Source organism: Methylobrevis albus (assembly GCF_015904235.1).
Classification (GTDB): domain Bacteria; phylum Pseudomonadota; class Alphaproteobacteria; order Rhizobiales; family Pleomorphomonadaceae; genus Methylobrevis_A; species Methylobrevis_A albus.
Map to the genome: position 1 here is coordinate 157,157 of NZ_JADZLT010000036.1, position 25,926 is coordinate 183,082.

General features: G+C 69.7%; 22 protein-coding genes. 17 read left to right on the forward strand and 5 right to left on the reverse strand.

Going from position 1 to position 25,926, the window contains the following annotated elements; translation table 11 throughout:
- Position 1 precedes the first annotated feature (1 nt).
- From yihA to I5731_RS01120, 7 genes are all read left to right on the forward strand, one after another.
- Positions 2–682, forward strand: coding sequence for a ribosome biogenesis GTP-binding protein YihA/YsxC (gene yihA, locus I5731_RS01090; RefSeq protein ID WP_197309500.1), 681 nt, complete (start codon positions 2–4; stop codon positions 680–682).
- 246 nt (positions 683–928) lie between these two features.
- Complete coding sequence (locus I5731_RS01095; RefSeq protein ID WP_197309501.1) at positions 929–2,305, forward strand: ABC transporter substrate-binding protein; 1,377 nt, start codon at positions 929–931, stop codon at positions 2,303–2,305.
- Between the two features lie 233 nt (positions 2,306–2,538).
- A complete protein-coding gene (locus I5731_RS01100; RefSeq protein ID WP_197309502.1) occupies positions 2,539–3,420 on the forward strand; it encodes a branched-chain amino acid ABC transporter permease in 882 nt (293 codons plus the stop codon).
- The gene (locus I5731_RS01105) at positions 3,417–4,403 is read left to right on the forward strand and encodes a branched-chain amino acid ABC transporter permease (protein WP_197309503.1); all 987 of its coding nucleotides are present in this window, start codon (positions 3,417–3,419) and stop codon (positions 4,401–4,403) included. Before I5731_RS01100 ends, I5731_RS01105 begins: the two co-directional genes overlap by 4 nt.
- The gene (locus tag I5731_RS01110; RefSeq protein WP_197309504.1) at positions 4,391–5,134 is read left to right on the forward strand and encodes an ABC transporter ATP-binding protein; all 744 of its coding nucleotides are present in this window, start codon (positions 4,391–4,393) and stop codon (positions 5,132–5,134) included. The genes I5731_RS01105 and I5731_RS01110 overlap by 13 nt, the downstream gene beginning before the upstream one ends.
- A 13-nt stretch (positions 5,135–5,147) precedes the next feature.
- Entirely contained in the window at positions 5,148–5,849 is a 702-nt protein-coding gene (locus I5731_RS01115) for an ABC transporter ATP-binding protein (RefSeq protein WP_197309505.1), read from the forward strand.
- Between the two features lie 281 nt (positions 5,850–6,130).
- Complete coding sequence (locus tag I5731_RS01120; protein ID WP_235981463.1) at positions 6,131–7,450, forward strand: hypothetical protein; 1,320 nt, start codon at positions 6,131–6,133, stop codon at positions 7,448–7,450.
- 194 nt (positions 7,451–7,644) lie between these two features.
- Here the strand turns inward: I5731_RS01120 and tlpA are convergent, their stop codons facing one another.
- The gene (gene tlpA / locus I5731_RS01125; RefSeq protein ID WP_197309506.1) at positions 7,645–8,286 is read right to left on the reverse strand and encodes a thiol:disulfide interchange protein TlpA; all 642 of its coding nucleotides are present in this window, start codon (positions 8,284–8,286) and stop codon (positions 7,645–7,647) included.
- A gap of 28 nt (positions 8,287–8,314) precedes the next feature.
- Between tlpA and argH the strand changes: the two genes are divergently transcribed.
- From argH to I5731_RS01155, 6 genes are all read left to right on the forward strand, one after another.
- Positions 8,315–9,697, forward strand: a complete 1,383-nt coding sequence (gene argH, locus I5731_RS01130) for an argininosuccinate lyase (RefSeq protein WP_197309507.1) — start codon at positions 8,315–8,317, stop codon at positions 9,695–9,697.
- 157 nt (positions 9,698–9,854) lie between these two features.
- On the forward strand, positions 9,855–10,037 hold the full coding sequence (locus I5731_RS01135) for a lipoprotein (RefSeq protein WP_197309508.1): 183 nt from the start codon (positions 9,855–9,857) through the stop codon (positions 10,035–10,037).
- 49 nt (positions 10,038–10,086) lie between these two features.
- Entirely contained in the window at positions 10,087–11,352 is a 1,266-nt protein-coding gene (lysA, locus tag I5731_RS01140) for a diaminopimelate decarboxylase (RefSeq protein WP_197309509.1), read from the forward strand.
- 307 nt (positions 11,353–11,659) lie between these two features.
- On the forward strand, positions 11,660–14,401 hold the full coding sequence (locus I5731_RS01145; protein WP_197309510.1) for a TIGR02302 family protein: 2,742 nt from the start codon (positions 11,660–11,662) through the stop codon (positions 14,399–14,401).
- 199 nt (positions 14,402–14,600) lie between these two features.
- Complete coding sequence (locus I5731_RS01150) at positions 14,601–15,005, forward strand: MarR family winged helix-turn-helix transcriptional regulator (protein WP_197309539.1); 405 nt, start codon at positions 14,601–14,603, stop codon at positions 15,003–15,005.
- Positions 15,006–15,037: 32 nt separating this feature from the next.
- On the forward strand, positions 15,038–15,439 hold the full coding sequence (locus tag I5731_RS01155) for a DUF1398 domain-containing protein (RefSeq protein WP_197309511.1): 402 nt from the start codon (positions 15,038–15,040) through the stop codon (positions 15,437–15,439).
- 20 nt (positions 15,440–15,459) lie between these two features.
- Here the strand turns inward: I5731_RS01155 and I5731_RS01160 are convergent, their stop codons facing one another.
- The 3 genes from I5731_RS01160 to I5731_RS01170 all read right to left on the reverse strand — a co-directional run bounded on the left by I5731_RS01160 (position 15,460) and on the right by I5731_RS01170 (position 18,510).
- Entirely contained in the window at positions 15,460–16,818 is a 1,359-nt protein-coding gene (locus I5731_RS01160; protein WP_197309512.1) for an NAD(P)-binding domain-containing protein, read from the reverse strand.
- Positions 16,819–16,961: 143 nt separating this feature from the next.
- Positions 16,962–17,129: a hypothetical protein gene (locus tag I5731_RS01165; RefSeq protein ID WP_197309513.1), complete on the reverse strand. Its 168-nt coding sequence runs from the start codon at positions 17,127–17,129 to the stop codon at positions 16,962–16,964.
- 28 nt (positions 17,130–17,157) lie between these two features.
- Positions 17,158–18,510 (reverse strand): ammonium transporter, encoded by a 1,353-nt coding sequence (locus I5731_RS01170; RefSeq protein ID WP_197309514.1) that lies wholly within the window; start codon positions 18,508–18,510, stop codon positions 17,158–17,160.
- 242 nt (positions 18,511–18,752) lie between these two features.
- Here I5731_RS01170 and I5731_RS01175 point away from each other — a divergent pair, with 242 nt between their 5' ends.
- Positions 18,753–19,418: a helix-turn-helix domain-containing protein gene (locus I5731_RS01175; RefSeq protein ID WP_197309515.1), complete on the forward strand. Its 666-nt coding sequence runs from the start codon at positions 18,753–18,755 to the stop codon at positions 19,416–19,418.
- Between the two features lie 290 nt (positions 19,419–19,708).
- Here the strand turns inward: I5731_RS01175 and I5731_RS01180 are convergent, their stop codons facing one another.
- A complete protein-coding gene (locus tag I5731_RS01180) occupies positions 19,709–22,057 on the reverse strand; it encodes a DUF1989 domain-containing protein (protein WP_197309516.1) in 2,349 nt (782 codons plus the stop codon).
- Positions 22,058–22,364: 307 nt separating this feature from the next.
- Between I5731_RS01180 and I5731_RS01185 the strand changes: the two genes are divergently transcribed.
- From I5731_RS01185 to I5731_RS01195, 3 genes are all read left to right on the forward strand, one after another.
- Positions 22,365–23,498, forward strand: coding sequence for an aminomethyltransferase family protein (locus tag I5731_RS01185; protein WP_197309517.1), 1,134 nt, complete (start codon positions 22,365–22,367; stop codon positions 23,496–23,498).
- A 511-nt stretch (positions 23,499–24,009) separates the two neighbouring features.
- Positions 24,010–24,615 carry a dimethylamine monooxygenase subunit DmmA family protein gene (locus I5731_RS01190; RefSeq protein WP_197309518.1) on the forward strand — a complete coding sequence of 202 codons (606 nt, stop codon included), beginning with the start codon at positions 24,010–24,012 and terminating at the stop codon, positions 24,613–24,615.
- On the forward strand, positions 24,612–25,574 hold the full coding sequence (locus I5731_RS01195) for a PDR/VanB family oxidoreductase (protein ID WP_197309519.1): 963 nt from the start codon (positions 24,612–24,614) through the stop codon (positions 25,572–25,574). Before I5731_RS01190 ends, I5731_RS01195 begins: the two co-directional genes overlap by 4 nt.
- The last annotated feature ends 352 nt before the right edge of the window (positions 25,575–25,926 follow it).

Below are 25,926 nucleotides of genomic sequence, written 5' to 3' on the forward strand. Positions count from 1 at the left end.
CATGGTTGACGCCGCCGACGACAGCGCCGCCGGCGGCGCCCCGGCCAGCGCCCCCGATCCGGCGATCGAGGCCGGCCGGCTGCTGTTCGCCCGGCCGTGGAGCTTCGTGCGCGGCGTGCCGAACATGGACGTGCTGCCGCCGGCGGAAGGGTTGGAGATCGCCTTCGCCGGCCGCTCCAATGTCGGCAAGTCCAGCCTGATCAACGCCCTCACCGGGCAGGGCGGCCTCGCCCGCACCTCGAACACGCCGGGCCGGACGCAGGAGCTCAACCTGTTCCGCCCCGACGACGCCGACGGGCTCACCGTCGTCGACATGCCGGGCTACGGCTACGCCAAGGCGCCGAAGGCGCAGGTCGCGGCGTGGAACGCGCTCGTCTTCTCCTATCTGCGCGGGCGGCCGAATCTGCGCCGCGTCTACGTGCTGATCGACGCGCGGCACGGCCTGAAGGCCAACGACGAGGACGTGCTGTCGCTGCTCGACAAGGCGGCCGCCTCCTACCAGATCGTGCTGACCAAGGCCGACAAGATCGGCAGCCGGGCCCTCACCGACCTGATCGCCGACACGGCGAAGCGCATCGTCCGGCGCCCCGCCGCCTATCCGACGCTGATCGCCACCTCGAGCGAGAAGTATCGCGGCATCGACGAATTGCGCGCGGCGATCTGGACGCTGATGCACGAGTAGGCCGCGCCTCCGTCCCGCGCTCCCCCGCCCACCGGCTCCCCGGGCGAAAGTCATTTCTCTCCTGAGCCCCGCCTGCTGCCTTCTCATCGGGCAGCCGATGTGATCAGTTTCCAGTCAGCGCTGCCGCGGCGGGATGTTTTTCCGCCTCGCGGCGCTGGCACGGAACTGGCATCCGTTCGCCATGATCGTTTGTATGCGAGCGTTCGTGAGGCGGGCGCGGGCCGACGCGAGCTGAGGAGGGACCGGATGACGGACAAGATCGACATCGCTGGCGCGACCACGAGCACGACGACGGCAGACGCCGCCGGCGCCCCCTCCCCCGCCGCGACCTCCCCGGGCGCGGGCGCCACCCGGCGCGACGTGCTGAAGGGCATCGGCGCGGGCGCGGCGCTCGCCGCCGGCGGCCTGATCCTCGGCCCCGGCTTCGTGCGCTATGCACAGGCGCAGAGCTCGGCGCCGATCAAGATCGGCTTCCAGGTGCACCGCACCGGCATCGGCGCCGCCTACGGCCGCTGGTACGAGCGCACCACCAACGCCGCGGTGAAGCTGATCAACGAGCAGGGCGGCATCAACGGCCGCCCGGTCGAGATCGTCGCCGAGGACGACGGCACCGATCCGCGCCGCGGCGCCGAGGTGATCGAGAAGTTCGCCACCCAGCACAAGGTCGACGTCGCCTTCGGCACGCTGTTCAGCCACGTCGTGATCGGCTCGGCGCCGCGCGCCGGCGAATTGAAGCTGCCCTATTTCGTGGTCTCCGAGGGCCACCACGTCGCCTCGACCAAGATGAACCGCTACACCTTCCAGCCCGGCATCACCGACGTGCGCAGCCAGGTGATCTCGATGGCGCCGTGGATCGCCGGCAACCTCGGCAAGAAGGTCACGATGATCTACCCGGACTTCGCGTTCGGCTACGATCACCGCGACTACTTCTCCGAGGCGATCAAGGCGCAGGGCGGCGAGGTGACGACGCTGATCCCGGTGCCGCCGACCGAGACCTCGTTCACGCGCTATTTCCCGAACATCCCGATGGACACCGAGGTGCTCTACCACGTGATGGTCGGGCCGGCGGTGCTGACCTTCGTCAAGGAACTCGGCGAGCATTTCGGCTCGCAGCGCCCGGAGCTCTTCGGCTTCATCGACAGCCTCGAAGCCGTCGACCTCGCCAGCCCCGGCCTCGAGTTCCTCGAGGGCACCCACTTCTGGGAGGGCTATCCGCGCTACGCGGGCGCCAATCCCTCGGCCTTCGACACGTTCTACCGCGAGAAGGTCGGCGTCGACGCCAACGGGGCCAGCGTCAGCGACGCGGCCGACATCTCGACCTATTCGCACATGTTCGGCTGCTGGGAGACGCTCTACGTCCTGAAGCAGGCGATGGAGGCGGCCGGCTACCAGGGCCCGGCCGACAAGGCGAAGCTCGTCGAGGCGACCGAGGCGCTGACCGAGTTCGCCGAGAGCAACGAGCATCCGCAGGGCGCCAAGGTGTTCAACGGCAAGATCCACCAGGTGTTCGGCTCGCAGTCGATCACCAAGGTCACCGGCGGCAAGGCCGAGCTGGTGCACAAGACCTCGATCGAGGACGGCATGTACGAGCCGGAGGGGGATTACACGACGATGGCGCTGTGAGGGGGGCGGGGTAGGCCGCGCCGTGCGGCCTCCCCCCTCCCTGTCCCTCCCCCGCTTCGCAGGAGAGGGGACGATGGGCGACAGGTCTTTCGCCTGACGATCGTTTCGCCGAACCGCGACGCTGCTGATCAACGGTGCCCTCACCTCCTGCGTCCCCTCTCCTGCGAAGCGGGGGAGGGACAGGGAGGGGGGAGGCCCACGGCACGATCCCCCAACCCCCCGGAACCCCGCCCTTGTCCTTCGGTCCCCACCTCCTCCTCGCCTTCCTCGAAGGCATGGTCCAGGCGAGCGTGCTGACGCTGACGGCGCTGGGGCTGTCGCTGGTGTTCGGCGTGATGCGCGTCGTCAACGTCGCGCACGGCGAGTTCTTCATGCTCGGCGCCGTGTCGGCGTGGTGGATCGCGAGCCTCGCCGCCGGGCACCCGGCGGTCGGCTTCGTCGCGGCGCTGATCGGGGCGCCGCTGATCGTCGGCGCGGTGGCGCTCGCCGCCGAGCGGCTGGTGCTCAGGCGGCTCGACTACAATCCCGAGGCGACCATCGTCGCGACCATCGGGCTGCTCTTCATCCTGCAGCAGGCGGCACTGACCTTCTTCGGCGCCGATGCGCGCCCGGTGCAGGCGCCGTTCAGCTACCGCATCGTGTTCCCGTGGTTCGGCTGGTCGGGCTACAAGCTGTTCGTGATCGCCGCGGCGGGGGCGATGCTCATCGCGGTGTGGCTGGTGCTGACGCGCACCCGCATCGGCCTCGTGATGCGGGCGACGCAGTTCGACCGCGAGACGGCGCAGGCCTTCGGCATCCGGGTCGACCGGGTCTATGCCGGCGTGTTCGCGGCCGGCGCCATGCTGGCGGCGGTCGCGGCGGTGCTGATCGTGCCGATCAGCCAGGCGCACTACCTGATGGGGCTCGACCCGCTGCTGCTCTCGTTCATCGTGGTGATCATCGGCGGCCTCGGCAGCCTCAAGGGCACGGTGATCGCCGCGCTGGTGATCGGCCTTTCCGACGGCATGATCTCCGTGTTCTTCTCGCCGACGCTGGCAAAAATCCTCGGCACGCTGCTGGTCGCGCTCGTCCTCGTCGTCCGACCCGGCGGCCTCGTCGGAGGGCAGAGCCGATGAGCGCGCCGGCGATCGCGGCCCCGCGCAAGGGGCTTGCCGACAAGGCGATCCTGCTGCACGTCGGGGTGCTCGCGCTGCTGCTCGCCGCGCAGTTCGTGCTGCCCGAGTATCACGCGCTCAGCCTCACCCGGGTGATGCTGCTCGCGACGTTTGCGGTCGGCTACAACCTGCTGTTCGGCTACACCGGCCTGCTCAGCCTGGGCCACGCGCTGTTCTTCGCCGCCGGGCTCTATGGCGCCGCCCTGCCCGCCTATCACTTCGGCTGGACGGCGCCGCCAGCGTTCCTTGCCGGCATCGCGGCGGGGTTCCTCGTCGCGCTCACTGTGGGTGCGGTCGCGCTGCGCACCACCGGCGTCGCCTTCATGATCGTTACGCTGATGTTCGCGCAGGCGGGCTACCTCGCAACGCTCTATTTTGGAAATGTCACCCGCGGCGACGAGGGGCTGGTGCTGACCGATGCGGTGCGGCGGTTCGAATTGCTCGGGCTCACCGTTGACCTCGCCGATCCGGGGCTGCGCTACAATCTGGCACTCGCGCTGCTCGCCGCGGCGATCGCGATCACCCTCGTCGTGGTGCGCCGGCCGATCGGGCGGGTGCTGGTGGCGATCCGCGAGAACGAGGCGCGGACCTTGATGCTCGGCTACGACAGCTACCGCGCCAAGCTGGTCGCCGTCGTGCTGTCCGGCACGATCTCGGCGGCGGCGGGGGCGGCCTATGCGCTGCTGTTCGCCTATGCCGGCTCCAGCTTCGCCTCGATCCACTATTCGATCTATCCGCTGCTCTGGACGCTGCTCGGCGGGGCGGCGACCGTGCTCGGGCCGGTGCTCGGCACGCTGATCATGTTCTACCTGATCGACCTCGCCTCCGGCTTCACGACCGCGCATCTCGTGGTGGTCGGCCTCGTGCTGGTGGCGCTGGTGCTGTTCTTCCCGAAGGGCATCCTCGGCACGGTGCGGGAAAGGTGGCTGCCGTGGCTACCGTGACGCTGCTCGAAACCAACGGCCTGTCGCGCCGCTTCGGCGGCCTCAAAGCCGTCGACGGCGTCGATTTCCGGCTGGATCGCGGCGAGATCCGCGCCGTGATCGGCCCGAACGGCGCCGGCAAGACCACCTTCGTCAGCCTCGTCGCCGGCCGTGTGCCCCCGTCGGAGGGCTCGATCCGCTTCGAGGGCGAGGACGTCACCCGGCTGCCGGCGCACGCCCGGGTGCGACGCGGTATCGCCTACACGTTCCAGATCACCAGCATCTTCGGCAATCTCTCCGTGTTCGACAACGTCGCCCTCGCCGTGCAGAGCGCGCTCGCCAAGGAGGCGGGTTTCGGCGCGCGGCTCGACGAGGCGGAGATCCGGGGGCGCACGATGACGGCGTTGGACCTCACCGGGCTCGCCGCCCGCGCGGACCAGCCCGCCGGCACCCTCGCCTACGGCCACCAGCGCCTGGTCGAGGTCGCGATGGGGCTCGGGCTCGCGCCGAAGCTGCTGATCCTCGACGAGCCGACGCAGGGCCTCTCCGACCCGGAGATCGCCGATTTCATCGGCCTCGTGCGCACCATCGCCGAGACCGCGACGGTGATGCTGATCGAGCACAACATGGCCGTGGTGATGGACCTCGCCACCCGCATCACCGTGCTCGACCGCGGCCGCATCCTCGCCGAGGGCACGCCGGCGGAGATCCGGGCCGATGCAAGGGTGCAGCACGCCTATCTCGGGACGTGAGGAGAGACGGCCGATGCTGGCGATCGAGGGCCTCGACTGCTTCTACGGCGACGTGCAGGTGCTGCGCGGCCTGACGCTTTCCGTCGCCCCCGGCGAGACGCTGTGCCTCACCGGGCGCAACGGCGCCGGCAAGACCACGCTGATGAAGGCGATCATGGGCCTCGTGCGCGCCCGCGCCGGCCGCATCGTGCTGGACGGCACCGAGATTTCCGCGCTGCCGCCGGACCGGGTGCCGAAGGCCGGCGTCGGCTACGTGCCGCAGGGCCGGCGGCTGTTCTCCGAACTCACCGTGCGCGAGAACCTCGAGATCGGCCTGATGGCGCGCGGGCGCGGCAAGCCGGCGCTGGAAGCGGCGATCGCGCTGTTTCCTGTGCTCGCCGAGCGGATGGGCCAGCGCTCCGGCACGCTGTCGGGCGGCGAGCAGCAGATGCTCGCGATGGCCCGCGCGCTCTGCCTCGAGCCGAAGCTCCTGCTGCTCGACGAGCCGACCGAGGGGCTGATGCCCTCGATGATCGCGGCGATCCGGCAGTCGGTTGCGGCGCTGAAGGCGACCGGGGTTTCGGTGATCCTCGTCGAACAGCGCGTCGAGGCGGTGCTGGACGCCGTCGACCGGGTGGCGTTTCTCGAGAACGGGCAGCTGCGCGAAACGGTGTCGGCCGAAGCGATCCGCGCGGACCGCAGCCTGATCGACCGGTATGTGGGGATCGGGCATTGAGGGGGATGGCGGTTCCGAACAAGCGGCCTCCCCCCTCCCTGTCCCTCCCCCGCTTCGCAGGAGAGGGGACGCAGGAGGTGAGAGCGCCGACTTCGACAGCGCTTCGCTTTGGCGAAGAGCCGGTATTGCAAAGGTCCTCTCGCCCATCGTCCCCTCTCCTGCGAAGCGGGGGAGGGACAGGGAGGGGGGAGGCAGCACGGCACGGCCTAGCCATCACCGCCGCCGCACTCACCCTCCTCCCCACCCCCGCCCTCGCCCACGGCGCCGAGCGCGGCTTCGTCATGCTGCTGCCGACCGGGCACGTCATGCTCGCGGGCGCGCTCGCCGTCGCTGCCTCGCTCGCCGTCGTCGCCCTCGTCCCCGCACGCACGACCGAGCGGCTCGCCGCGGCGCGGCTGGCGCTGCCCGCTTTCCCCCGGCTCCTGCCCAGCCTCGTCGTCACCAGCACGCTGAGTTTCATCGTCCTGCTGCTCGTGCTCGCCGCCGGGCTGTTCGGCTATCCCGACCCGCTGCGCAATCCGCTCAGCCTCACGGTCTGGACGCTGTTCTGGGTCGTACTGCCGATCGCGCACGCGCTGCTGGGCAATCTCTGGCGCTGGTTGAACCCGTTCAGCGGCCCGTGCGCGCTGCTCGATCGCGCCAGCGGCGGCGGTTTCACCGCGGCGCGGCGGCCGTTGCCGGCGCGGCTCGGCTACCTGCCGGCGATCGCCACCTTCCTCGGCTTCGCCTGGTTCGAGCTCGTCTACCCGGCGCCGGACCATCCCGAGACGCTCGGCGTCGTCGTCGGCGTCTATGTGATCATGACCTTCGCCTTCTGCCTCACTTATGGACCGGACGTTTGGCTTCGCCGCGGCGATCCGTTCGGGGCGCTGTTCGGCTGGCTCGCCGGGCTTTCGCCGTATGCCCGGAGTGACGCAGGAGCCGCTCTCGTCGTCCCGGGGGCGCAGTTGCTCGGCCGGGCGGCGCTGCCGCTCTCCGGCGTGCTGCTGCTGCTTCTCACCCTCAGCACGGTGTCGTTCGACGGCACGATGAAGACGTTCTGGTGGCTGGGGCTGACGGGGGTCAATCCGCTGGAGTTTCCCGGCCGCACGGCGGTGATGCTGCCGAACACGCTCGGCCTTATCGCGGCGTTCGCGGCGCTCGCCGGTGTGTTTTTCGCCGCGATTTCGCTCGGGCGCCGGCTCGCCGGCGGCGGACCGCCGGTCCGCGTGCTCGCCGGGCGGGCGGTGTTTTCGATCGTGCCGATCGCCGTCACCTTCCACCTCGCGCACTACCTGACCGCGCTGCTGATCAACGGCCAGTACGCGGCGCTCGCGCTCAACGACCCGTTCGGCCGCGGCTGGAACCTCTTCGCCTTGCGCGACTGGTACGTGACGACGTCGTTTCTCGGGAGCTACGCCGGCTCGCGCGCGATCTTCGCCGTGCAGACCGCGGTGATCGTCATCGGCCACGTGCTCGGCGTTCTCGTCTGCCACCTGATCGTGGCGCGCGAGGAGCCGGACCCGCTGAAGGCGTTCCTGATCGAGCTGCCGCTCGGGGTGGTGATGGTCGGTTATACGGTGTTCGGGCTGTGGCTGCTGTCGACGCCTGTGGCGGGGTGAGGCTTTGCCGTGGGGCCTCCCCCCTCCCTGTCCCTCCCCCGCTTCGCAGGAGAGGGGACGATGGGCGAGAGGACTTTCGCAAAACAGCGACTGCGCCGAAGCGAGACTTCAATGAACCAGGAGTTCCAACCTCCTGCGTCCCCTCTCCTGCGCAGCGGGGGAGGGACAGGGAGGGGGAGGCCCCACGGTAAAGCCTACCCCGCCGCCGCGATCACCGCGGCCGCCTCGGGCGCGTCCCATTCGGCCGGGCCGTGCATGACGCCGAGCAGGCAGCCCGCGTCGTCGACCAGCAGCGTGGTCGGCAGGCCGAAGGCGAGGCCCATCTGCTTCAGCTCGTTGAAGATGCCCATCTTCGGGTCCTGCCAGCGGCCGAGGCGGGTGACGCCGGTCTCGGTGAGGAAGGCGTCGGCCTTGTCGAAATTGCCGATGTCGAGGTTGACCGCCACCACCTCGGCCTTGGCGGGATCGAGCGATCCGGCGAGGCGGTCGAGCGCGGGCATCTCGGCGCGGCAGGGGGCGCACCAGGTGGCCCAGAGGTTGACGAGCAGGGTGCGGCCGGCGAAATCGCCGAGCGTCGTCGGCGCGCCGGTCTCGGTGAGGAACGAGAGGCTCGCCAGCGACACCGGGCGCTCGGCCGGGATCAGTGCCGCGATCTCGCCCTTCACCAGCGGCTTCAGCCGGCCGGCGGCGTCGACCGCGGCGGCACATTCGCCGTCCGCCCCGTTGCCAGCGCCCTGTTCGCTCACGTATACCGCGCCGAACCCGGCGACGAGGCCCAGCACCGCCGCAGCCCCGACCCAGCGGCCGATCCGTCCTCGCCCCATCCTGTCCGCCATTTCCGTCCTCGACGTCCCGGAGTAGACCATGAGCAACCGCATGTGGGGCGGCCGCTTCAGCGAAGGCCCTGACGCGATCATGGAGGAAATCAACGCCTCCATCGACTTCGACAAGAAGCTGTACGCCCAGGACATCCGCGGGTCCAAGGCCCATGCCGAAATGCTCGCCGCGCGCGGCGTGCTGTCCGCCGCCGATGCCGAGGCGATCGCCGCGGGTCTAGACGAGATCGGGGCGGAGATCGAGGCGGGCCGTTTCACGTTCTCGCGAGCCCTCGAGGACATTCACATGAATGTCGAGGCGTCGCTGAAGGAGCGGATCGGCGAGCCCGCCGGCCGGCTGCACACCGCCCGCTCGCGCAACGACCAGGTCGCGACCGACTTCAAGCTCTGGGTGCGCGACACGGTCGACCATCTGCACGACCAGCTGACCGCGCTGATGCAGGCGCTGCTGACCCGCGCCGAGGAGCACGCCGGCACCGTGATGCCGGGCTTCACGCACCTGCAGTCGGCGCAGCCGGTCACCTTCGGCCACCACATGATGGCCTATGTCGAGATGTTCGACCGCGACCGCGGCCGGCTCGCCGACGCCCGCCGCCGGCTCAACGAATGCCCGCTCGGCGCCGCGGCGCTCGCCGGCACCTCGTTCCCGATCGACCGGCACATGACGGCGGCGAGCCTCGGCTTCGACCGGCCGACGGCGAACTCGCTCGACAGCGTCTCCGATCGCGACTTCGCGCTCGAGGTGCTGGCGGCGGCGGCGATCGCGGCGGTGCATCTCTCGCGGCTCGCCGAGGAGATCGTGATCTGGTCGTCGGCGCAGTTCCGCTTCGTGCGCCTCTCCGACAAGTTCTCGACCGGCTCGTCGATCATGCCGCAGAAGCGCAATCCGGACGCCGCAGAGCTGGTGCGCGCGAAGTCGGGCCGCATCATCGGCGGGCTCAACGCGCTGCTGATCGTGATGAAGGGCCTGCCGCTCGCCTATTCGAAGGACATGCAGGAAGACAAGGAGCAGACCTTCGACGCGCTGGCGAGCTACTCGCTGGTGGTCGCCGCGATGACCGGCATGATCCGCGACATGACCGTCAACATCGAGGCGATGCGGGCCGCCGCCGGCAGCGGCTTTTCCACCGCGACCGACCTCGCCGACTGGCTGGTGCGGGCGGGGGGCATTCCCTTCCGCGACGCCCACCACGTCACGGGGCGCATCGTCGGGATTGCCGCCGAGCGCGGCATCGAGCTTGCCGACGTGCCGCTCGCCGACATGCAGGGCGTCGACGCCCGCATCACCGAAGCGGTCTACGACGTGCTTTCGGTCGACGATTCCGTGCGCAGCCGCACGAGCTACGGCGGCACGGCGCCGGCCAATGTCGCGGCGATGGCCGCGCTCTGGCGCGATCGGCTCGGCGCGTGAGGCCGGCCTTTCAACAGCATGGCGATGCGCGCGGTCCCGGACTATCATCCGGCTCCCGCCCGCTGTCCCACCCCGCTTCACCCGCGGCCCGAGATCCAAGATGAGAACAGCTCCCGTCCGCCTCCGCCGCGCTGGTCTTGTCGCCGGGATCGCCGTCATGGTCGTCGCGACCGCGCTCGCCGGCTGCGGCCGGCGCGGCAGCCTCGAGCCACCGGGAACGCCTGAGCCGGCGGCCGCCCCGGGCGGCCTCGGCGCCGTGCCGCTCGGCGCGCCGGAACCACGGCGCCCCGCCCCGACGCCGGCCCCCGACCGGCCGTTCCTGCTCGACTGGCTGCTCTGACAAGACCCCGGCGAACGCATGCGCCGAACCCGGCGCCGGAGACCTCGACTTGCATCACTTCGCCTATCGCAACGGCATCCTCCACGCCGAGGACGTCCCGGTTCCCGACATCGCGGCGGCGGTCGGGACGCCGTTCTACGTCTATTCGACGGCGACGCTGACGCGGCACTACCGCGTCTTCCGCGACGCCTTCGCCGGCCTCGACGCGCACGTCTTCTATGCGATGAAGGCGAACTCCAACCAGGCGGTGCTGAAGACGCTGGCAAAGCTCGGCGCCGGCATGGACGTCGTCTCCGAGGGTGAGCTCCGGCGCGCGCTCGCCGCCGGGGTGCCGCCGGAGAAGATCGCCTTCTCCGGCGTCGGCAAGACCGCGGCCGAGATCGCGTTCGCGCTCGGTGCCGGCATCCACTGCTTCAACGTCGAATCCGAGCCGGAGCTCGAGCGGCTGTCGCAGATCGCGGTGTCGCGTGGCCATGTCGCACCGATCGCGATCCGCATCAACCCGGACGTCGACGCCCTGACCCACGCCAAGATCTCGACGGGCAAGTCGGAGAACAAGTTCGGCATCCCGTGGGTCGAGGCGCGGCGCGTCTATGCGCGCGCCGCCGAGATGCCGGGCATCCGCGTCATCGGCATCGACATGCACATCGGCTCGCAGATCACCGAGCTCGGCCCCTTCGACGACGCCTTCGGCCGGCTCGGCGAACTGGTGGCGACGCTGCGCGCCGACGGGCACGAGATCGCCCACGTCGACCTCGGCGGCGGGCTCGGCATTCCCTACCGCGACGACAACGCCCCGCCGCCCGACCCCGGCGCCTATGCCGACGTGGTGCGCCGGCATGTCGAGACGCTCGGCTGCGCGGTGATCTTCGAGCCCGGCCGGCTGATCGCCGGCAATGCCGGCATCCTCGTCGCCGAGGTGGTCTACCGCAAGGAAGGCGCCGGGCGCACCTTCGTCATCGTCGACGCCGCCATGAACGACCTGATCCGGCCGACGCTCTACGAGGCGCACCACGAGATCCGCCCGGTGGTGGAAGCCGGCGTCGGCGCGGCGCGGACCAAGGTCGACGTGGTCGGCCCGGTCTGCGAGACCGGCGACTATCTCGCGCTCGGCCGCGAGCTGCCGATGCTCGCCGCCGGCGACCTGGTCGCCGTCTTCTCCGCCGGCGCCTATGGCGCGGTGCAGGCCGGCACCTACAACACACGGCCGCTGGTGCCGGAAGTCCTCGTCGACGGCGACCGCTGGCACGTCGTCCGCCCGCGCCCGAGCTATGACGAGCTGATCGGCCTCGACAGCCTGCCCGACTGGCTCTGACGCCCTTCGCAGACCTGCCCCCCTCTGCGACGCCGGCGCCCGGTTTTCCACCGGCGCCGGCGTTGCCGCGTCAACTTCGCGCGATCTCGCCGGGGCGACTTGGCGAGGCGACCTTGCGTGCTATGTTTTCCGGCAGGGGCGAGCGGCGATCATGGAATGACCGTATTCCGGTCCCAGTCTTGCTTGTCCGAAGCATGCCCCGGCGGTTGTCACCGTCCCGGGCGCCGGGTTGCCCGCTCCAGCGGGACCACCGGTCCGACGCCGGTCGCACCTCTAGAGGGTGACGGGCAACGCAGGAGGAGGCGCAGTGGCGGAGCCGACCCCCTCGAACCGGTCCGGGATCGACCGACCAGCGGCCGACCCGCGTAGCACCGGCCGACCCGCCGCGCGGCGCAGCCCGTTTGCCCGTCTTTTCCCCAATCTCGCCGGCGATCCGCTCGACGTGCTGGCGCAGAAGGCACGGCAGGCCCGCGCGGCGCTGGTGTTCGAGCGGCTGTGGCCGGCGCTCTTGCCGATGCTCTCGGTCGTCGCGGTGTTCGTGTCGCTCGCCTGGCTCGGCGTGTTCGCGGCGATGGCCGACTGGCTGCGCCTCGGCCTCGTCGCGCTGTTCGTGCTGGCGCTCGGCGCCAGCGTGGTGCCGCTGGTCCGGCTGCGGCTGCCGCGGCGGCGCGATGCGCTCGACCGGCTCGAACGCGACAGCGGCTTCGATCACCGCCCGCTGCTCGCCCTCTCCGACGATCTCGCCGCCGGCGGCGACGACGCCTTTTCCCGCGCGCTGTGGCAGGCGCATCTTGCCCGCGTCGGCGAACGGCTGTCGGCGATCCGCATTGGCCTGCCCTCGCCGCGCGTCGACCGGCGCGACCGCTGGGGTCTGCGCATCGTCGTGTTCCTGCTGTTCATCGTCGGCCTCTCCGCCGCCGGCCCCGATCCGGTCGGCCGCATCGCCGACGCGCTGCGCCTGCCGCTGATACCCGGCCCGACCATCCGCATCGACGCCTGGGTGACGCCGCCCGCCTATACCGACCGGCCGCCGGTGTTCCTGACCGAGGCCGGCACCGGTCGCCAGCCCGGCGAGGCCGTGGCGGCCCCGCTGCGCACCGAGGCACGCGTGCCCGAGGCGAGCCTCGTCACGGTGCGGCTCTCCGGGCTCGAGGCCGGCGAAGTGCGGTGGATCGAGGGGCCGGACGCGCCGGACGGCGAGATCGCCGCCGACGGCGGCGTCACTGTACCCCCGCTGGAGCCGGCGGAGACCGCCAATGCCCGCCCGGCCGAGCGCCGCGACGGCGCGCCGGCCGTCCCGGTCGCCTATGAATTCCCGCTCGAAAACTCCGGCCGGCTCGCCGTGGTCGCCAATGGCGAAGTTCTGCGCAGCTGGCGCTTCACCGTCGATCCCGACCAGCCGCCGACGATCGCGCTGATCGAGGAACCCGGCCAGACCGGCCGCGGCGCTTTCCAGCTCGCCTACCAGGCGCGCGACGACTACCGCCTCGTCGGCGCCGACGCGAAGTTCGACGCGCCGCTCGCCCGGGCGATGCCGCCTCTCGCCGGCGCGATCCTCGACGGCGAGCCGCGGCCGCTGATCGAGCCGCCGGACTTTCCGCTGACGCTGCCGCGCCGCGGCGTCGCCGACGACAAGGCCGAGACCTACCGCGACCTCGCCGCACATCCCTACGCCGGCACCCGGCTGACGATGCGGCTGGAAGCCCGCGACGACGCCGGCAACATCGGCCGGACCGCGCCGGTCGAGGTGACGATCCCGGCGCGCCCGTTCACCGACCCGGTGGCGAAGATGCTGGTCGAGCAGCGCCGCATCCTCGCCCTCGACGCCCGCACTCAGGGCTTCGTCGCCGACATGCTCGACACGGTGACGATGCACGCCGACACCACGATCGAGGATTCCAAGATCTTCCTCGGCCTGCGCCACGGTCGCAACCTGGTCGCCTCGGCGGCGAGCGACGACGATCTGCGCGCCGCGATGGACTATCTCTGGGAGATGGCGCTGGCGATCGACGGCGGCGACGCCTCGCTCGCCGAGCAGCGGCTGCGCGAGGCCCGCGAGCGGCTGCGCGAGGCGCTGCAGAACGGCGCCTCCGACGAGGAGATCGCCCGGCTGACGCAGGAGCTGCGCGACGCGCTCAACGAATACATGCAGGCACTCGCCGAGCAGATGCGGAACAATCCGCAGGCGGCGCAGCCGCAGCAGATGCCGCCGAACGCGCAGCAGATCTCGCCGCAGCAGCTGGAAGACATGATCAACCGGATGGAGGAGCTGTCGAAGCTCGGCGACAAGGACGCCGCCGAGCAGCTTTTGTCGCAGCTCGACCGGATGCTCGAGAACATGCAGGCGATGCAGGGCCAGCCGCAGCAGCCGTCCGGCGACAGCCCGATGAACCAGGCGATGGACGAGCTGGGCCGGATGATCCAGGAACAGCAGCGCCTGATGAACGAGACCTTCAACATGTCGCCCGACGGGCGCCAGCCGCAGCAGGGCCAGCGCGGCCAGCCGCAGCAGGGGCAACAAGGCCAGCAGGGCGAACAGGGGCAGATGACGCCCGAGCAGCGCGCCGAGGCGATGCAGCGGCTGCAGGAAGGTCAGGCCGAGCTGCAGCGCCGGCTCGGTGAACTGCAGGAGCAGATGCGCCAGAACGGCATGGAGCCGGGCGACCAACTCGGCGAAGCCGGCGATGCGATGGGCCGGGCCGAGCAGCAGCTCGGCCAGGGCGAGCCCGGCGGCGCCGCCGGTGAGCAGGGCCAGGCGCTGGAGCAACTGCGCCAGGGCGCACAGCAGCTCGCCGAGCAGATGGGCGACCAGCCCGGCGAGGAAGGCGGCCGCGGCCAGGGCCAGGCGCGCCAGAGCCCGCAGGACGACCCGCTCGGCCGCCCGCAGCGTCGCGACGGGCCGGACTATGGCGACAGCGTCCGGGTGCCCGGCGAGATCGACATCCAGCGCGCCCGCCGCGTGCTCGACGAACTCCGCCGCCGCTTCTCGGAAGACTACCGCCCGAAGATCGAGCTCGACTATCTGGAGCGGTTGCTGCGCTCGGAGTGATGTCGCAGATCAAGTTCAGAAAAGGCGGCGCGGCCCCCCGGGTCCGCGCCGCCTTCTTTCTTGCATCGGGGCCTGAGCCCGCCGACGATGGTTGACTAGGAAATCAAATTGATATAGTTTCCTAATCAACCAAGCGGTGGACCTCTCGTTGAAAGCGCCAGTTTCCGAACTCACCAGCCATCTCGGCTTCTGGCTGCGCATGGTGTCGAATCACGTCTCGCAGGCGTTCGCGGCGAAGCTCGGCGATGCCGGCGTCACCGTGGCCGAGTGGTGCCTGCTGCGGACGCTCTATGGCAAGCCACCGATCGCACCGAGCGCGGTGGCGGACGAGATGGGCCTGACGCGCGGCGCGATCACCCGCCTCGCCGACCGGCTGATCGCCAAGGCGCTGATCCGGCGCGACGCGAGCGTTCACGACGGCCGGGCGCAAACCCTTGCGTTGACCGAGCAGGGGGACGCGCTCGTGCCGGTCCTCGCGGAGCTCGCCGATCGCAACGATGCCGCGTTTTTCGCCGGCCTGTCGCCCGCCGAGCGCGACAGCTTCGAGCGGCTCCTGAAGCGCCTCGCGGAGCGCGGCGAGATGAGCAGCATCCCGATCGACTGATCGCGTTCGAAACCACACGGGGAGGGCCCACCATGCAGGATCAGTTGAAGTCCGTCGCCGAAGCCTGCCTCGCTGGCGCCGAAGGTGACACGATGCCGTTTCCCGCCATCGTCGGCGCGCTGATGCAGGCGGGGTTCGAGAGCTACGCGATCGATTTCCGGCGCGCGGCCGCGACCTACTATCTGCCGGGCGGCGAAAGCGTCCAGCTCGCCACTCACGTCGTCGCGGCCGAGGTCGCGCCTGTCTTCGATGCAGGCGCGATGCAGGCGGCGATCCGCGAGGCACAGCAGCAGGTGCCCGGCTATACGTACAAGGGCTTCTGCCGCAAGGCGGTGGCCGCCGGTTGCGCCGGCTACGTCGTGTCGTTCTCCGGCCGGCGCGCCCTTTATATCGGCCGCACCGCCGAGACCCACGTCGAGCATTTTCCGAGCTGAGGCGGCGGGGCCGCCCTGCCCTATTCCGCGGCCTTCGCCGGCACGTTCAGGAACGCTTCCAGCGAGTCGTCCATCGCCTGCATCCACGGGGTGTGGTGCACGGGCGCGACCGTGCCGGTCAGGGTCGAGGGATAGCTGCGATCGCGGTAAGTGAGGATGCCCTCGACCTTATGGTGCTCCCACTCCTTGAACAGCGCCGCGACGTGATCGACGTCGAGGTGCGGGTAGTCGGTCGCGGCGAGCAGGTCGCGGACGTATTCGGTCTGGAAGTCGATCGCCTCTTCGGGATTGGTCACCGCCTCCTCGCGGGCGCGCCATTCCAGCGTTTCCGCCTCCATCGCCGCGGGGTCGGGCAGCGCGATCTTACCGAGGATGACGTCGCGGGCGTACCAGGCCTGGGCGTCGAACATGTTGAACGTGTAGAACTGGTCCTGCATGCCGATGTAGAGCAGCTTCGGATTCTTCGTCCAGAACACGCCCTTGTAGAGGCCGAGCGGCCAGAGCCGGTTGTTGGTCTTCAGGCGCAGGCTGTCGTCGAGGAACGGGAAATGGTGCAGGTAGCCCGTGCAGAGCACGATGGCGTCGACCTCGCGGCTGCTGCCGTCCTTGAAATGCGCGATCTTGCCCGTGACGTGGGTGAGGAGGGGCACTTCCGACAGCGTCTCGGGCCAATCAAAACCCATCGGCCGGGTGCGATAGCTGAAGGTGACGGATTTCGCGCCGTATTTGTGGCACTGGATGCCGATGTCCTCGGCAGAATAGCTGGCGCCGACGACGAGCACGTTCTTGCCCGTGAACTCGCAGGCGTCGCGGAAGTCGTGCGAGTGCAGCACGCGGCCGGGAAACATCTCGAGGCCGGGGAAATACGGCACGTTCGGGGTGGAGAAGTGACCGGAGGCGACGACGACGTAGTCGAAGGTCTCGGAGCTCACCGTGTCGGACTTCAGGTCCTTGACCGTGACGGTGAAGAGCTGCGTCTCGTCGGACCAGCTCACCCATTTCACCGGCGTCTCGAAGCGGACGAAGCTGCGCACGCCGCTCTTTTCCACCCGGCCCTTGATGTAGTCGAACAGCACGGCGCGCGGCGGATAGGACGGGATCGCCCGGCCGAAATGCTCCTCGAAGCCGTAGTCGGCGAACTCGAGGCATTCCTTCGGGCCGTTCGACCAGAGATAGCGGTACATCGAACCGTGCACCGGCTCGCCATGACCGTCGAGGCCGGTGCGCCAGGTGTAGTTCCACAGGCCGCCCCAGTCGCTCTGCTTCTCGAAGGCGACGATCTCGGGCACCTCGGCGCCGGCGGCCGCGGCCGAGGCGAAGGCGCGCAACTGGGCAAGTCCGCTCGGACCCGCGCCGATGACGGCAATACGAAGCGACATGGATGGCCTCCCGACAGAGAATGACCGGATGCTAGCACCAGATCACTATCAAGAAAATTAGTTTCTTAAAACGAAGAAGGCCGCCTTGCGGCGGCCATCCGTTGCGGGATCGAGACACCGGCGCCGAGGCGCCGATGATGAGGTCATTCGAAGTTCTTGAACGACTTGTTCTCGTGCAGGAAGCCGATGACGATCGCGCCGAAGCAGGCGACGGTCGCGGCGAGCAGGAAGAAGGCGATCACCGCCGGCTTGTCGGCGAAGGTGAAGTAGGCGCCGGCGCCTTCCCAGGTCGTGATGGGCGAAGAGTTCATGAACGTCCTCCGAGTTTCAGGTGCCGGTTCATTCGGCCGGGACGGCGGCGGGCGACGGCGACGTCACCGGCCGGGGCGACGCGCCCGACTCCGGGTAGGCCTCGATGGTGGATTCGGCGAGATCGAGACCGGCGACCTCGACGTTGTAGGGAACGCGCAGCACGTTCGCCGCCTTCATGGCGTAGGACAGCAGGTAGCCCGGAACGAAGCCGAGCGCCGCGAACACGATCAGGGCGACGAACTGGCCGGTGAAGCTGACCGACGGCATGTCGTTCATGTTCGGGTAGCCGGCGCCGAGGATGCCGACGGCCATCAGGCCGACCACACCGCCGTAGCCGTGCACCGCGACGGCGCCGACGGCGTCGTCGATGCCCTTCTTTTCCAGGAAGCGCGCGACCATCGGCGCCGTCACGCCGGCGAAGATGCCGAGCAGGAAGGCGATCGGCGGATACCAGAAGTCGAGGCCGGAGGCGGCCGAGATGATGCCGATCAGCGCGCCGGACATCATCCAGAACGGGTCACGCGTCTTCAGCCAGGCGCCGATGATGCCGCCCGACATGGCCATCAGCGTGTTGAACGAGAAGGCCGAGAGGGTCGCCGGCTGGCCGTAGATGTTGGTCCACTGGTCGCCGGTGACGAAGATGATGCAGCCGCCGAGGAAGCCGAAGAAGCCGACGATGATCATCATCAGGCCGGTGACGGCGAAGGGAATGTTGTGCGCCTTGATGGCGTTCGCCGTGCCGTCGGCGTTGTACTTGCCGATGCGCGGGCCGAGGTTGATCAGCACGCCGAGCGTGAAGGCGCCGGCGATGAGGTGGACGCAGCCGGCGGCGCCGACGTCGTGCAGGCCCCAGGAGGCGGTCAGCCAGCCGGCCGGGTGCCAGCCCCAGGACGCGCCGAGGATCCAGACCGCGGAGCCGAGCACCACGGCGAGGACGAGGAAGGCCGACAGGCGGATGCGCTCGATGACGGCGCCCGACATGATCGACGAGGTCGTCGCCGCGAACAGCGCGAAGGCGCCCCAGAAGATGCCGCTGGCGTTGTCCTGGGCATTCGGGCCCATGTTCTCCGACCAGGGCAGGCCGGCCATCGCGGCCTCGTCGATGGAGAAGCCGGCGGGGAACGCCAGATAGATCCACCAGCCGAACAGGAAGAAGGTCGGCACGACGACGGCGAAGGCGAGAAGGTTCTTCATGCCGGTCGCGAGCACGTTCTTCGTGCGCGACGCGCCCATTTCGTAGGCGAGGAAGCCGGCGTGGATGATGATCATCAGCGCCGTACACCACCAGTAGAAGATTTCCATGTTGATGGTGCCGGACATCGCCGAGCTCGTTTCGAGCGCGGCGACCTTCGCGGCAAGATCCGTGATTTGCTGTTCCATACCCGCTTTTCTCCTTCATCCCCCGGCCGAAGGCCAAGCGTCACGGCTCGCGCCGGCAGCACCTCCGCGGAGGCCTCCGGTTTTCGCCAGACGAAACAGTTTTGATTAAGCGAGAAGCGTGCCAGCTTCCGGGGAACGACGTATGTCGCCGCGCTCCGCTCGCTTGCGACCCGCCCCGGCCCCTGACATTGTGAGCCCGAGGCGGCCACCACACCGCCGCGAGGGGGAGCCGCAACAGCGCGATGGTGAAGAAGCAGACGAGCAGCGCGCCGGAGCCGGCGACCGAGACCAGCGACGACGACCTCTACCAGACCGGATCGGGCGCCCCGGGCGCGGTCAAGCGCACGCTGGAACAGACCATCGGCGCGCAGGTGCGGTTCTATCGCAAGCTCAACAATCTGACCGTCGCCGAGCTCGCCACCGCGGCGAGCGTTTCGACCGGCATGCTGTCGAAGATCGAGAACGGCCAGATCTCGCCGTCACTGTCGACGCTGCAGACGCTGGCGGAAGCGCTGAACCTGCCGATCACCGCGCTGTTCGCCTCCTATGAGGAGCGGCGCGACTGCAGTTTCGTGCGCGCCGGCCAGGGCGCGATCATCCAGCGCCGCGGCACCAAGGTCGGCCACCAGTACGAGCTGCTCGGGCATTCGCTGTCGGGGGCGATCACGGTCGAGCCCTATCTCATCACGCTGACCGAGGACGCGGCGCCCTATACCGAGTTCCAGCACGACGGCATCGAGTTCATCTACATGCTGACCGGCGAGGTGATCTACGCCCACGCCGACCGCTCGTATCATCTGAAGCCCGGCGACGCGATCCTGTTCGATTCGGCGGCCCGGCACGGCCCGGAAAAGCTGCTGCAGTCGCCGATGACCTATCTGTCGATCATCGTCTATCCGCGGGGGTGAGGAGGCGGGGGTGCTTTGGCAAGGCGGTGGCGGACCATCCCTCCCCCTTGTGGGGCTGCGAAGCAGGCGAAGGAGACCCGTGGCTCCGTAGCAGGGGTGGCCCCGCCGGAGGCGGGGTCGGGAGGGGTAAGGCGGCTCCGCAAAGCAAGGCGCCAGTTGTCGCCTCGAGGGTCGGCTGAAATCACACGGCCTGAGTTCGTTGAGAGGCCGTAACCCCTCCCGACCCGCCTTCGGCGGGCCACCCTCCCCACAAGGGGGAGGGATGTTTCCGCACCGCGGTGCCCAGCCCCCTAGGCCCTGACCCGCGTCTTTTCCGGATCGTAGAACGGGAACGCCACCACCTCTGCGGCGAGGCGCTTCTGGTAGCCGTCGAGGCGGCCGACCTCGACTGCCGTGCCAAGGGCCGCATGGGAGATGTCGAGGCGGGCGAGGGCGATGGTGGCGCCGAGGTGGGGGGAGCGGGTGGCGGAGGTCACGACGCCGATGCGGGCACGGCCGACGAAAACCGGGTCGCCGTGGCCGATGTGCTCGGAAACGCTGAGCTTCAGCCCGACCAGCGCGCGGTGCGGCGCGGCGCGGCGGCGCTCCAGCGCGGCCTTGCCGACGTAGTCGTCGGCCTTCTTCGCGGGCACCGCAAAGCCGATGCCGGCCTCGAACGGGTCGGTCGAGGCGTCGAAATCGAAGCCGGCGAAGACGAGGCCGGCCTCGATGCGCAGCATGTCGAGGGCGTCGAGGCCGAGCGGGGCGATGCCGTGCGGCGCGCCGGCCGCCATCACCGCGTCGAACACCGTGCCGGCGTCGGACGGGTGGCAGAACACCTCGTAGCCGAGTTCGCCGGTATAGCCGGTGCGCGAGACCAGCACCGGCGTGCCGTCGTAGCCGCCGATGCGGCCGACGGTGAAGCGGAACCAGCCGAGCTCGGGAACCGTCGGCCGGCCGTCCGGCGTCCAGACGATTTCGGCGAGGATCTCGCGCGATTTCGGCCCCTGCACCGCGATGTTGTGGATGCTGTCGGTGGCGGTGCGGAAGTGGACGTCGAGGCCGGAGAGGGCGCCCTGCTCCTTGATCCAGTTGACGCCGGCGTCGTCGCCGCCGACCCAGCGGAAGTTGCTCGGGCCGAGACGGAAGAGCGTGCCGTCGTCGATCATGCCGCCGTGGGCGTGGCACATCGCGGTGTAGACGACCTGGCCGGGGGTGAGCCGGCGCACGTCGCGGGTCATCAGGCCCTGCAGCAGGTCCTCGGCGCCGGGGCCGAGAATCTCCAGCTTGCGCAACGGGCTGAGATCCATCACCGCGGCGCGCTCGCGGCAGGCGAGGTACTCGGCCTGAGGACCACCCGCGGCAAAGCAGGTGGGCAGCCAGAAGCCGCGGTACTCGGTGAACGAGCGGGTCAGGGCGGCGAGGCGGCCGTGGAAGCCGGTTTCGCGGGTGAGCTCGAGCGGGGCGTCCGGGGTCATGCGGTATCCGACGGCGCGTTTGAAGAGGTTTTCGGCCGGGTAGACGCGGACGTGGATCGGCGTCAGCACCCAGCCGTTGGCGGGGTCGATGTCGTCGGGGCACGACGAGGTGCCGCAGACGAGGTCGTCGAGGGCGCGCATCAGCACGTAGTCGCCGGCGCGCGACCACGGCTCGTCGGCCCAGATCACGTTGTCGGCGCCGACGTTGGTGTTGAAGAAGAAGTTGATCGCCGGCCAGCCGCGCGAGGCGTCGATGCCATAGGGTTCGAGCACGCCGTTGAAGTTGTCCGAGCAGTTGATATGGCCGAAGTAGCCCATGTCCTCGTAGTAGCGCGCGGTGCAGGCGAGGTTGAACGTGTCGTGGCGGCCGACGGTGTCCTGCACCACCTCGACGAGCGGCAGGCGGTCCTGATCGAAGAACTTCGAATGCAGGCCGGGTTTCGGATAGGCCGTGCCGGTCATGGTGCGGGTGGTCGTCGCCTCGATGCCGCGCAGCAGGCCGCGGTCGAGCGCCTTGCGGCGGAAGGCGAGGAAATCGGAGCACTGCCGGCCGGCGACGTCGACGATCTGGATGTATTCGCCGGCGAACACCTCGAAGGAGACGGCGCTGGCGGCATCGATGACGATGTCGAGGCGCGGTTCGGCGAGCGGCTCGGGCAGTCGGAACTGGCCGGCGGGCAGGATGCGGGCGCGGCGGATTTCGGCGACGACGTCGGTCGGCGCGCCCTGTTCCCAGACGCTGCCGGGGCCGGTGGGGGCGGCGACGACGACGGTGGCGGCGGCCTCGGCGAGCAGGCGTTCGGTCGCCCCCGCCGGGGCGGCGTCGCCGAACAGGCGCGCTGCGCGAACCCGGCCGAGATCGAGGCCGCGGCGGGCGAGACCGCTGCGGACACGGGCGGCGTCTTCGGCCGAACCGGCAAGGATCGCGGTGATGGCGTCCGGCGCGCCGCCGCCGGCGAGCCCGAACAGAGCGAGACCGTCGCGGCCGGCCGCGCTGAAGGCGGCGATCTCCACCGCCTGGCCACCCTCGGCGAGCGCCAGCGCCAGCACGTCGCCGGCCTCGAGCGCGAACACCATCGCGCCACCGCCACGCACGACGAAGCGCTCGACGCCGGGGTCGAGCGCGGATTTCCGCGGCGTGACGAACTTCGGTCGGGCCGCGGTGACAACGTCGGGCGGCATGGCGATCTCCCTCGCGGGGGTTCTGGCGGAGCCGGCGGCTCGACGACCGGCGGACCGACGCTACCGACGATCGGGCGCCCTCACAAGAAAATATCTTGATCGGCAGTGAACGCAGGCCGGTGTGCACGCCGAGCATGGCAATCGGACGATGCAACATTCGATTTGCTCGAAAACTAGGCAAAATTCCCGACGTCCGCCCAAAATTCGCGCCCGCCTCAGCGGGCGGCACTAATTGCGCGTCACGAAAGAATAGTTACAGTGAGGAAAATCGGATGCGGCCGGGATGGCCGGTGAGGGGAGCTGCCGCATGTCGCTGTCGTGGAGAACCTCGGTCCTCGCGGATCGTCACCGGGCACTCGGCTCGAAGCTCGAGGACTGGAGCGGCATGGGCACCGCCTGGTCCTACGACAAGGATCCGCACGAGGAACACGTCGCGATCCGCACCAAGGCCGGTCTGATGGACGTGTCGGGCCTGAAGAAGGTGCATCTCGTCGGCCCACATGCCCATGCGATCGTGCATCAGGCGACGACGCGCGACGTCACCAAGATCTTCCCCGGCAAGGCGGCCTACGCCTGCATGCTGAACGACGCCGGCCACTTCACCGACGACTGCATCCTCTACCGCACCGGCCCGAACGCCTGGATGGTGGTGCACGGCTCCGGCTCCGGCCACGAGGAACTGACCCGGGCCGCCCTCGGGCGCAATTGCGCGGTGCTGTTCGACGACGATTTGCACGATCTGTCGCTGCAGGGGCCGCTGGCGGTCGACTACCTCGCCCGCCATGTGCCCGGCATCCGCGACCTGCCCTATTTTCAGCACATGGCGACGCGGCTGTTCGGCAAGCCGGTGATGATCTCGCGCACCGGCTACACCGGCGAGCGCGGCTACGAGATCTTCTGCAAGGGCGAGGACGCGCCGCTGATCTGGGACACCATCCTCGGCGAGGGTGCCGAACTCGGCATCATCCCGTGCCGGTTCACCACGCTCGACATGCTGCGGGTCGAGAGCTACCTGCTGTTCTATCCCTACGACAATTCGCAGATGTACCCGTTCGCCGACGAGCCGCCGGGCGACACGCTGTGGGAACTCGGCCTCGACTTCACGGTGAGCCCCGGCAAGACCGGCTTCCGCGGCTTCGAGCAGCACTACAAGCTGAAGGGCCGCGAGCGCTTCAAGATCTTCGGCGTGCTGGTCGAGGGCGACACGGCGACGGCGGAAGGCGACCTGCTGTTCCAGGACGGCCGCCAGGTCGGCGTTATCACCTGCGGCATGTATTCGACGCTGACCAACCGCTCGATGGCGATCGCCCGCCTCGACGTGGCCGCCGCTGTGCATGGCACGGCGCTGGAAGTGCGCGGCAAGACGGTGACCGGCCCGGCGATCGCCCACACCCTGCCGTTTGATGACCCGGAGAAGAAGAAGCGGTCGGCGAAGGGGTGAGAGGGGGCTCGGAGGCGTTGGCCCGCGGTTTGTCTTCGCGCTCGCCCCCCGGACGGATCGTCATCCCCGCGAAAGCGGGGATCCAACTGTCAGCGGGCTGGGAGGGCATCGGGTGGCAAGGCCTCGGTCCCGGCGGACGTTGCCCCGGTGGATGATTGGATCCCCGCTTTCGCGGGGATGACGGAGCCGAGAGGGAGCGGAGGGCATCGGGTGGCAAGGCCTCGATCTCGGCGGACGTTGCCCCCGCGGATGGCTGGATCCCCGCTTTCGCGGGGATGACGGAGCCGAGAGGGAGCGGAGGGGGGTCAGGTGGCGAGACCTCGATCCCCATCGACGTTGCCCCCGCGGATGGCTGGATCCCCGCTTTCGCGGGGATGACGGAGTTGAGAGGGAGCGGAGGGGGACAGGTGGCGAGACCTCGATCCCGGCGGACGTTGCCCCCGCGGATGGCTGGATCGCCGCTTGCGCGGAGATGACGGAGCCGAGTGAGCAGGCGTGGTGGAGTTGGACGATGCTGACGTCGACGAACAAGAGCCGGCCGGTCTATCCCGGCCTCGCGCCGCGGCCCTTCGCGCAGCGGCACCTGATCGCCGCCGAGGGTGAAGGCGCGGCGGCAGTGGCGGAGCTCGTTGCCGCGGGAGCGGCCGATTTTGCGGCGAAGGCGAGCATCCTCTACACCGCCGGCGCCTCCGCCCCTTCGGATCCGGCGGGCCGGCTCGGCGCGCTCGGTGCCGACAGCCTCGCGACCTTCCCCTCGATCGAGACGCTGCTGTTCCGCCTCGATGCCATGCTCGCCACCGCCGGCATGGGCACGGCGCTCTATGTGACCGGCACCGAGGGCTTCATCGGCCGCGTCATCGCGCTCGCCGCCGGGCACGGCATCGACCACCTCACCATTGCCGCCGAGCATCGCGGCTCGCTCGCCCGCCGCGTCCAGTGCGTCCACTGCAAGGGCTTTACGGAGAACGTGACGACCTCTGTCGTCGCCTGCAGCCACTGCGCCCTGCCGCTCACCGTGCGCGACCACTATTCCCGCCGGCTCGGCGCCTTCCAGGGCGTTTGCGTCAATGCCGAGGATCCGAGCGAGGCGCCGGTGGCCGAGGAGGTGTTCCGATGATCGCACCGCAGATCAGAGTGCGCGTCCGCGACGTCGAGGAAGTGGCGCGGCGGGTGAAGCGGTTCCGGCTGGAGCCGGCCGACGGCGGGGCGCTGCCGGCGTTTTCCGGCGGCGCGCACGTTACCGTGTCGATGCCGGCGGGCGGGGCGCGGCCGCTGAAGAACCCCTATTCGCTCACGGGCGCTCCCGGCGAGACCGCGTTCTACGAGATCGGCGTCGAGAAGGTGGAGGGCGGGCGCGGCGGCTCGGCCTTCATGCACGAGGCGGTGCGGCCGGGCACGGAGCTTTTCATCGCGCCGCCGGCCAACCTCTTCCCCCTCGTCGCCCGGGCGCGAAAACACCTTTTTGTTGCCGGCGGCATCGGCATCACGCCGTTCCTCGCGATGGCCGCCCAGGCGGCGGCGCGCGGCGACCGCTTCGAACTGCACTACGCCGCCCGGACCAGTGACGACTGCGCCTTCGCCGACCTGCTGATGCAGCGCTACGGCGGCGCCGTGCACTTCTATCATTCCGACCGCGGCGCCCGGCTCGACCTCGCCGCCCTCGTCGCGCACCAGCCGCTCGGCACGCACCTCTACGTCTGCGGCCCGGAGCGGCTGATCACCGCGACGCTGGATGCCGGCCGGTGCGCCGGCTGGCCGGAGCAGCACCTCCACGCCGAGCATTTCGCCAGCCCGCCCTCCGGCGATCCGTTCGATATCCGCATCGCCGGCAGTGACCGGATCGTGCCGGTCGCCGCCGATCAAAGCATGCTGGAAGCGCTGGAAGCCGCCGGCCTCGCGCCCCGCTACCTCTGCCGCGGCGGCGCCTGCGGCGAATGCGAGACGGCGGTGGTCGCCTGCGACGGCACGCTGGAGCACCACGACCATTTTCTCTCGGACGCGGACAAGGCGGCGGGGAAGAAGGTGATGATCTGTATTTCGCGGCTGAAGGGGCGAGAGGTGACGCTGGTGGTGTGAGGGGGGAGGCTTCCGAGGGATGGCCGCCCGCTTCGCCGCCAAGTCCACCTCTCCGCGTTCTTCCGATCGCTCCGCCGTCATCCGACCCCTCCGCCGTCATTCCCGCGAAAGCGGGAATCCAACGCGCCGCGGGTGCGGAGACGAAGGACGCGCGGCGCGGCAGCGGAACACATGCGCACCGCCCTCGCGGTGAGTTGGATTCCCGCGTTCGCGGGAATGACGATCGAGAGGTTGGTGCAGAAAAGAGGGACGCGCGGCGTGGCAGCGGAACACATGCGCACCGCCCTCGCGGTGAGTTGGATTCCTGCTTTCGCGGGAATGACGGCCCGAGAGGTTGATGCAGAAGAGAGGC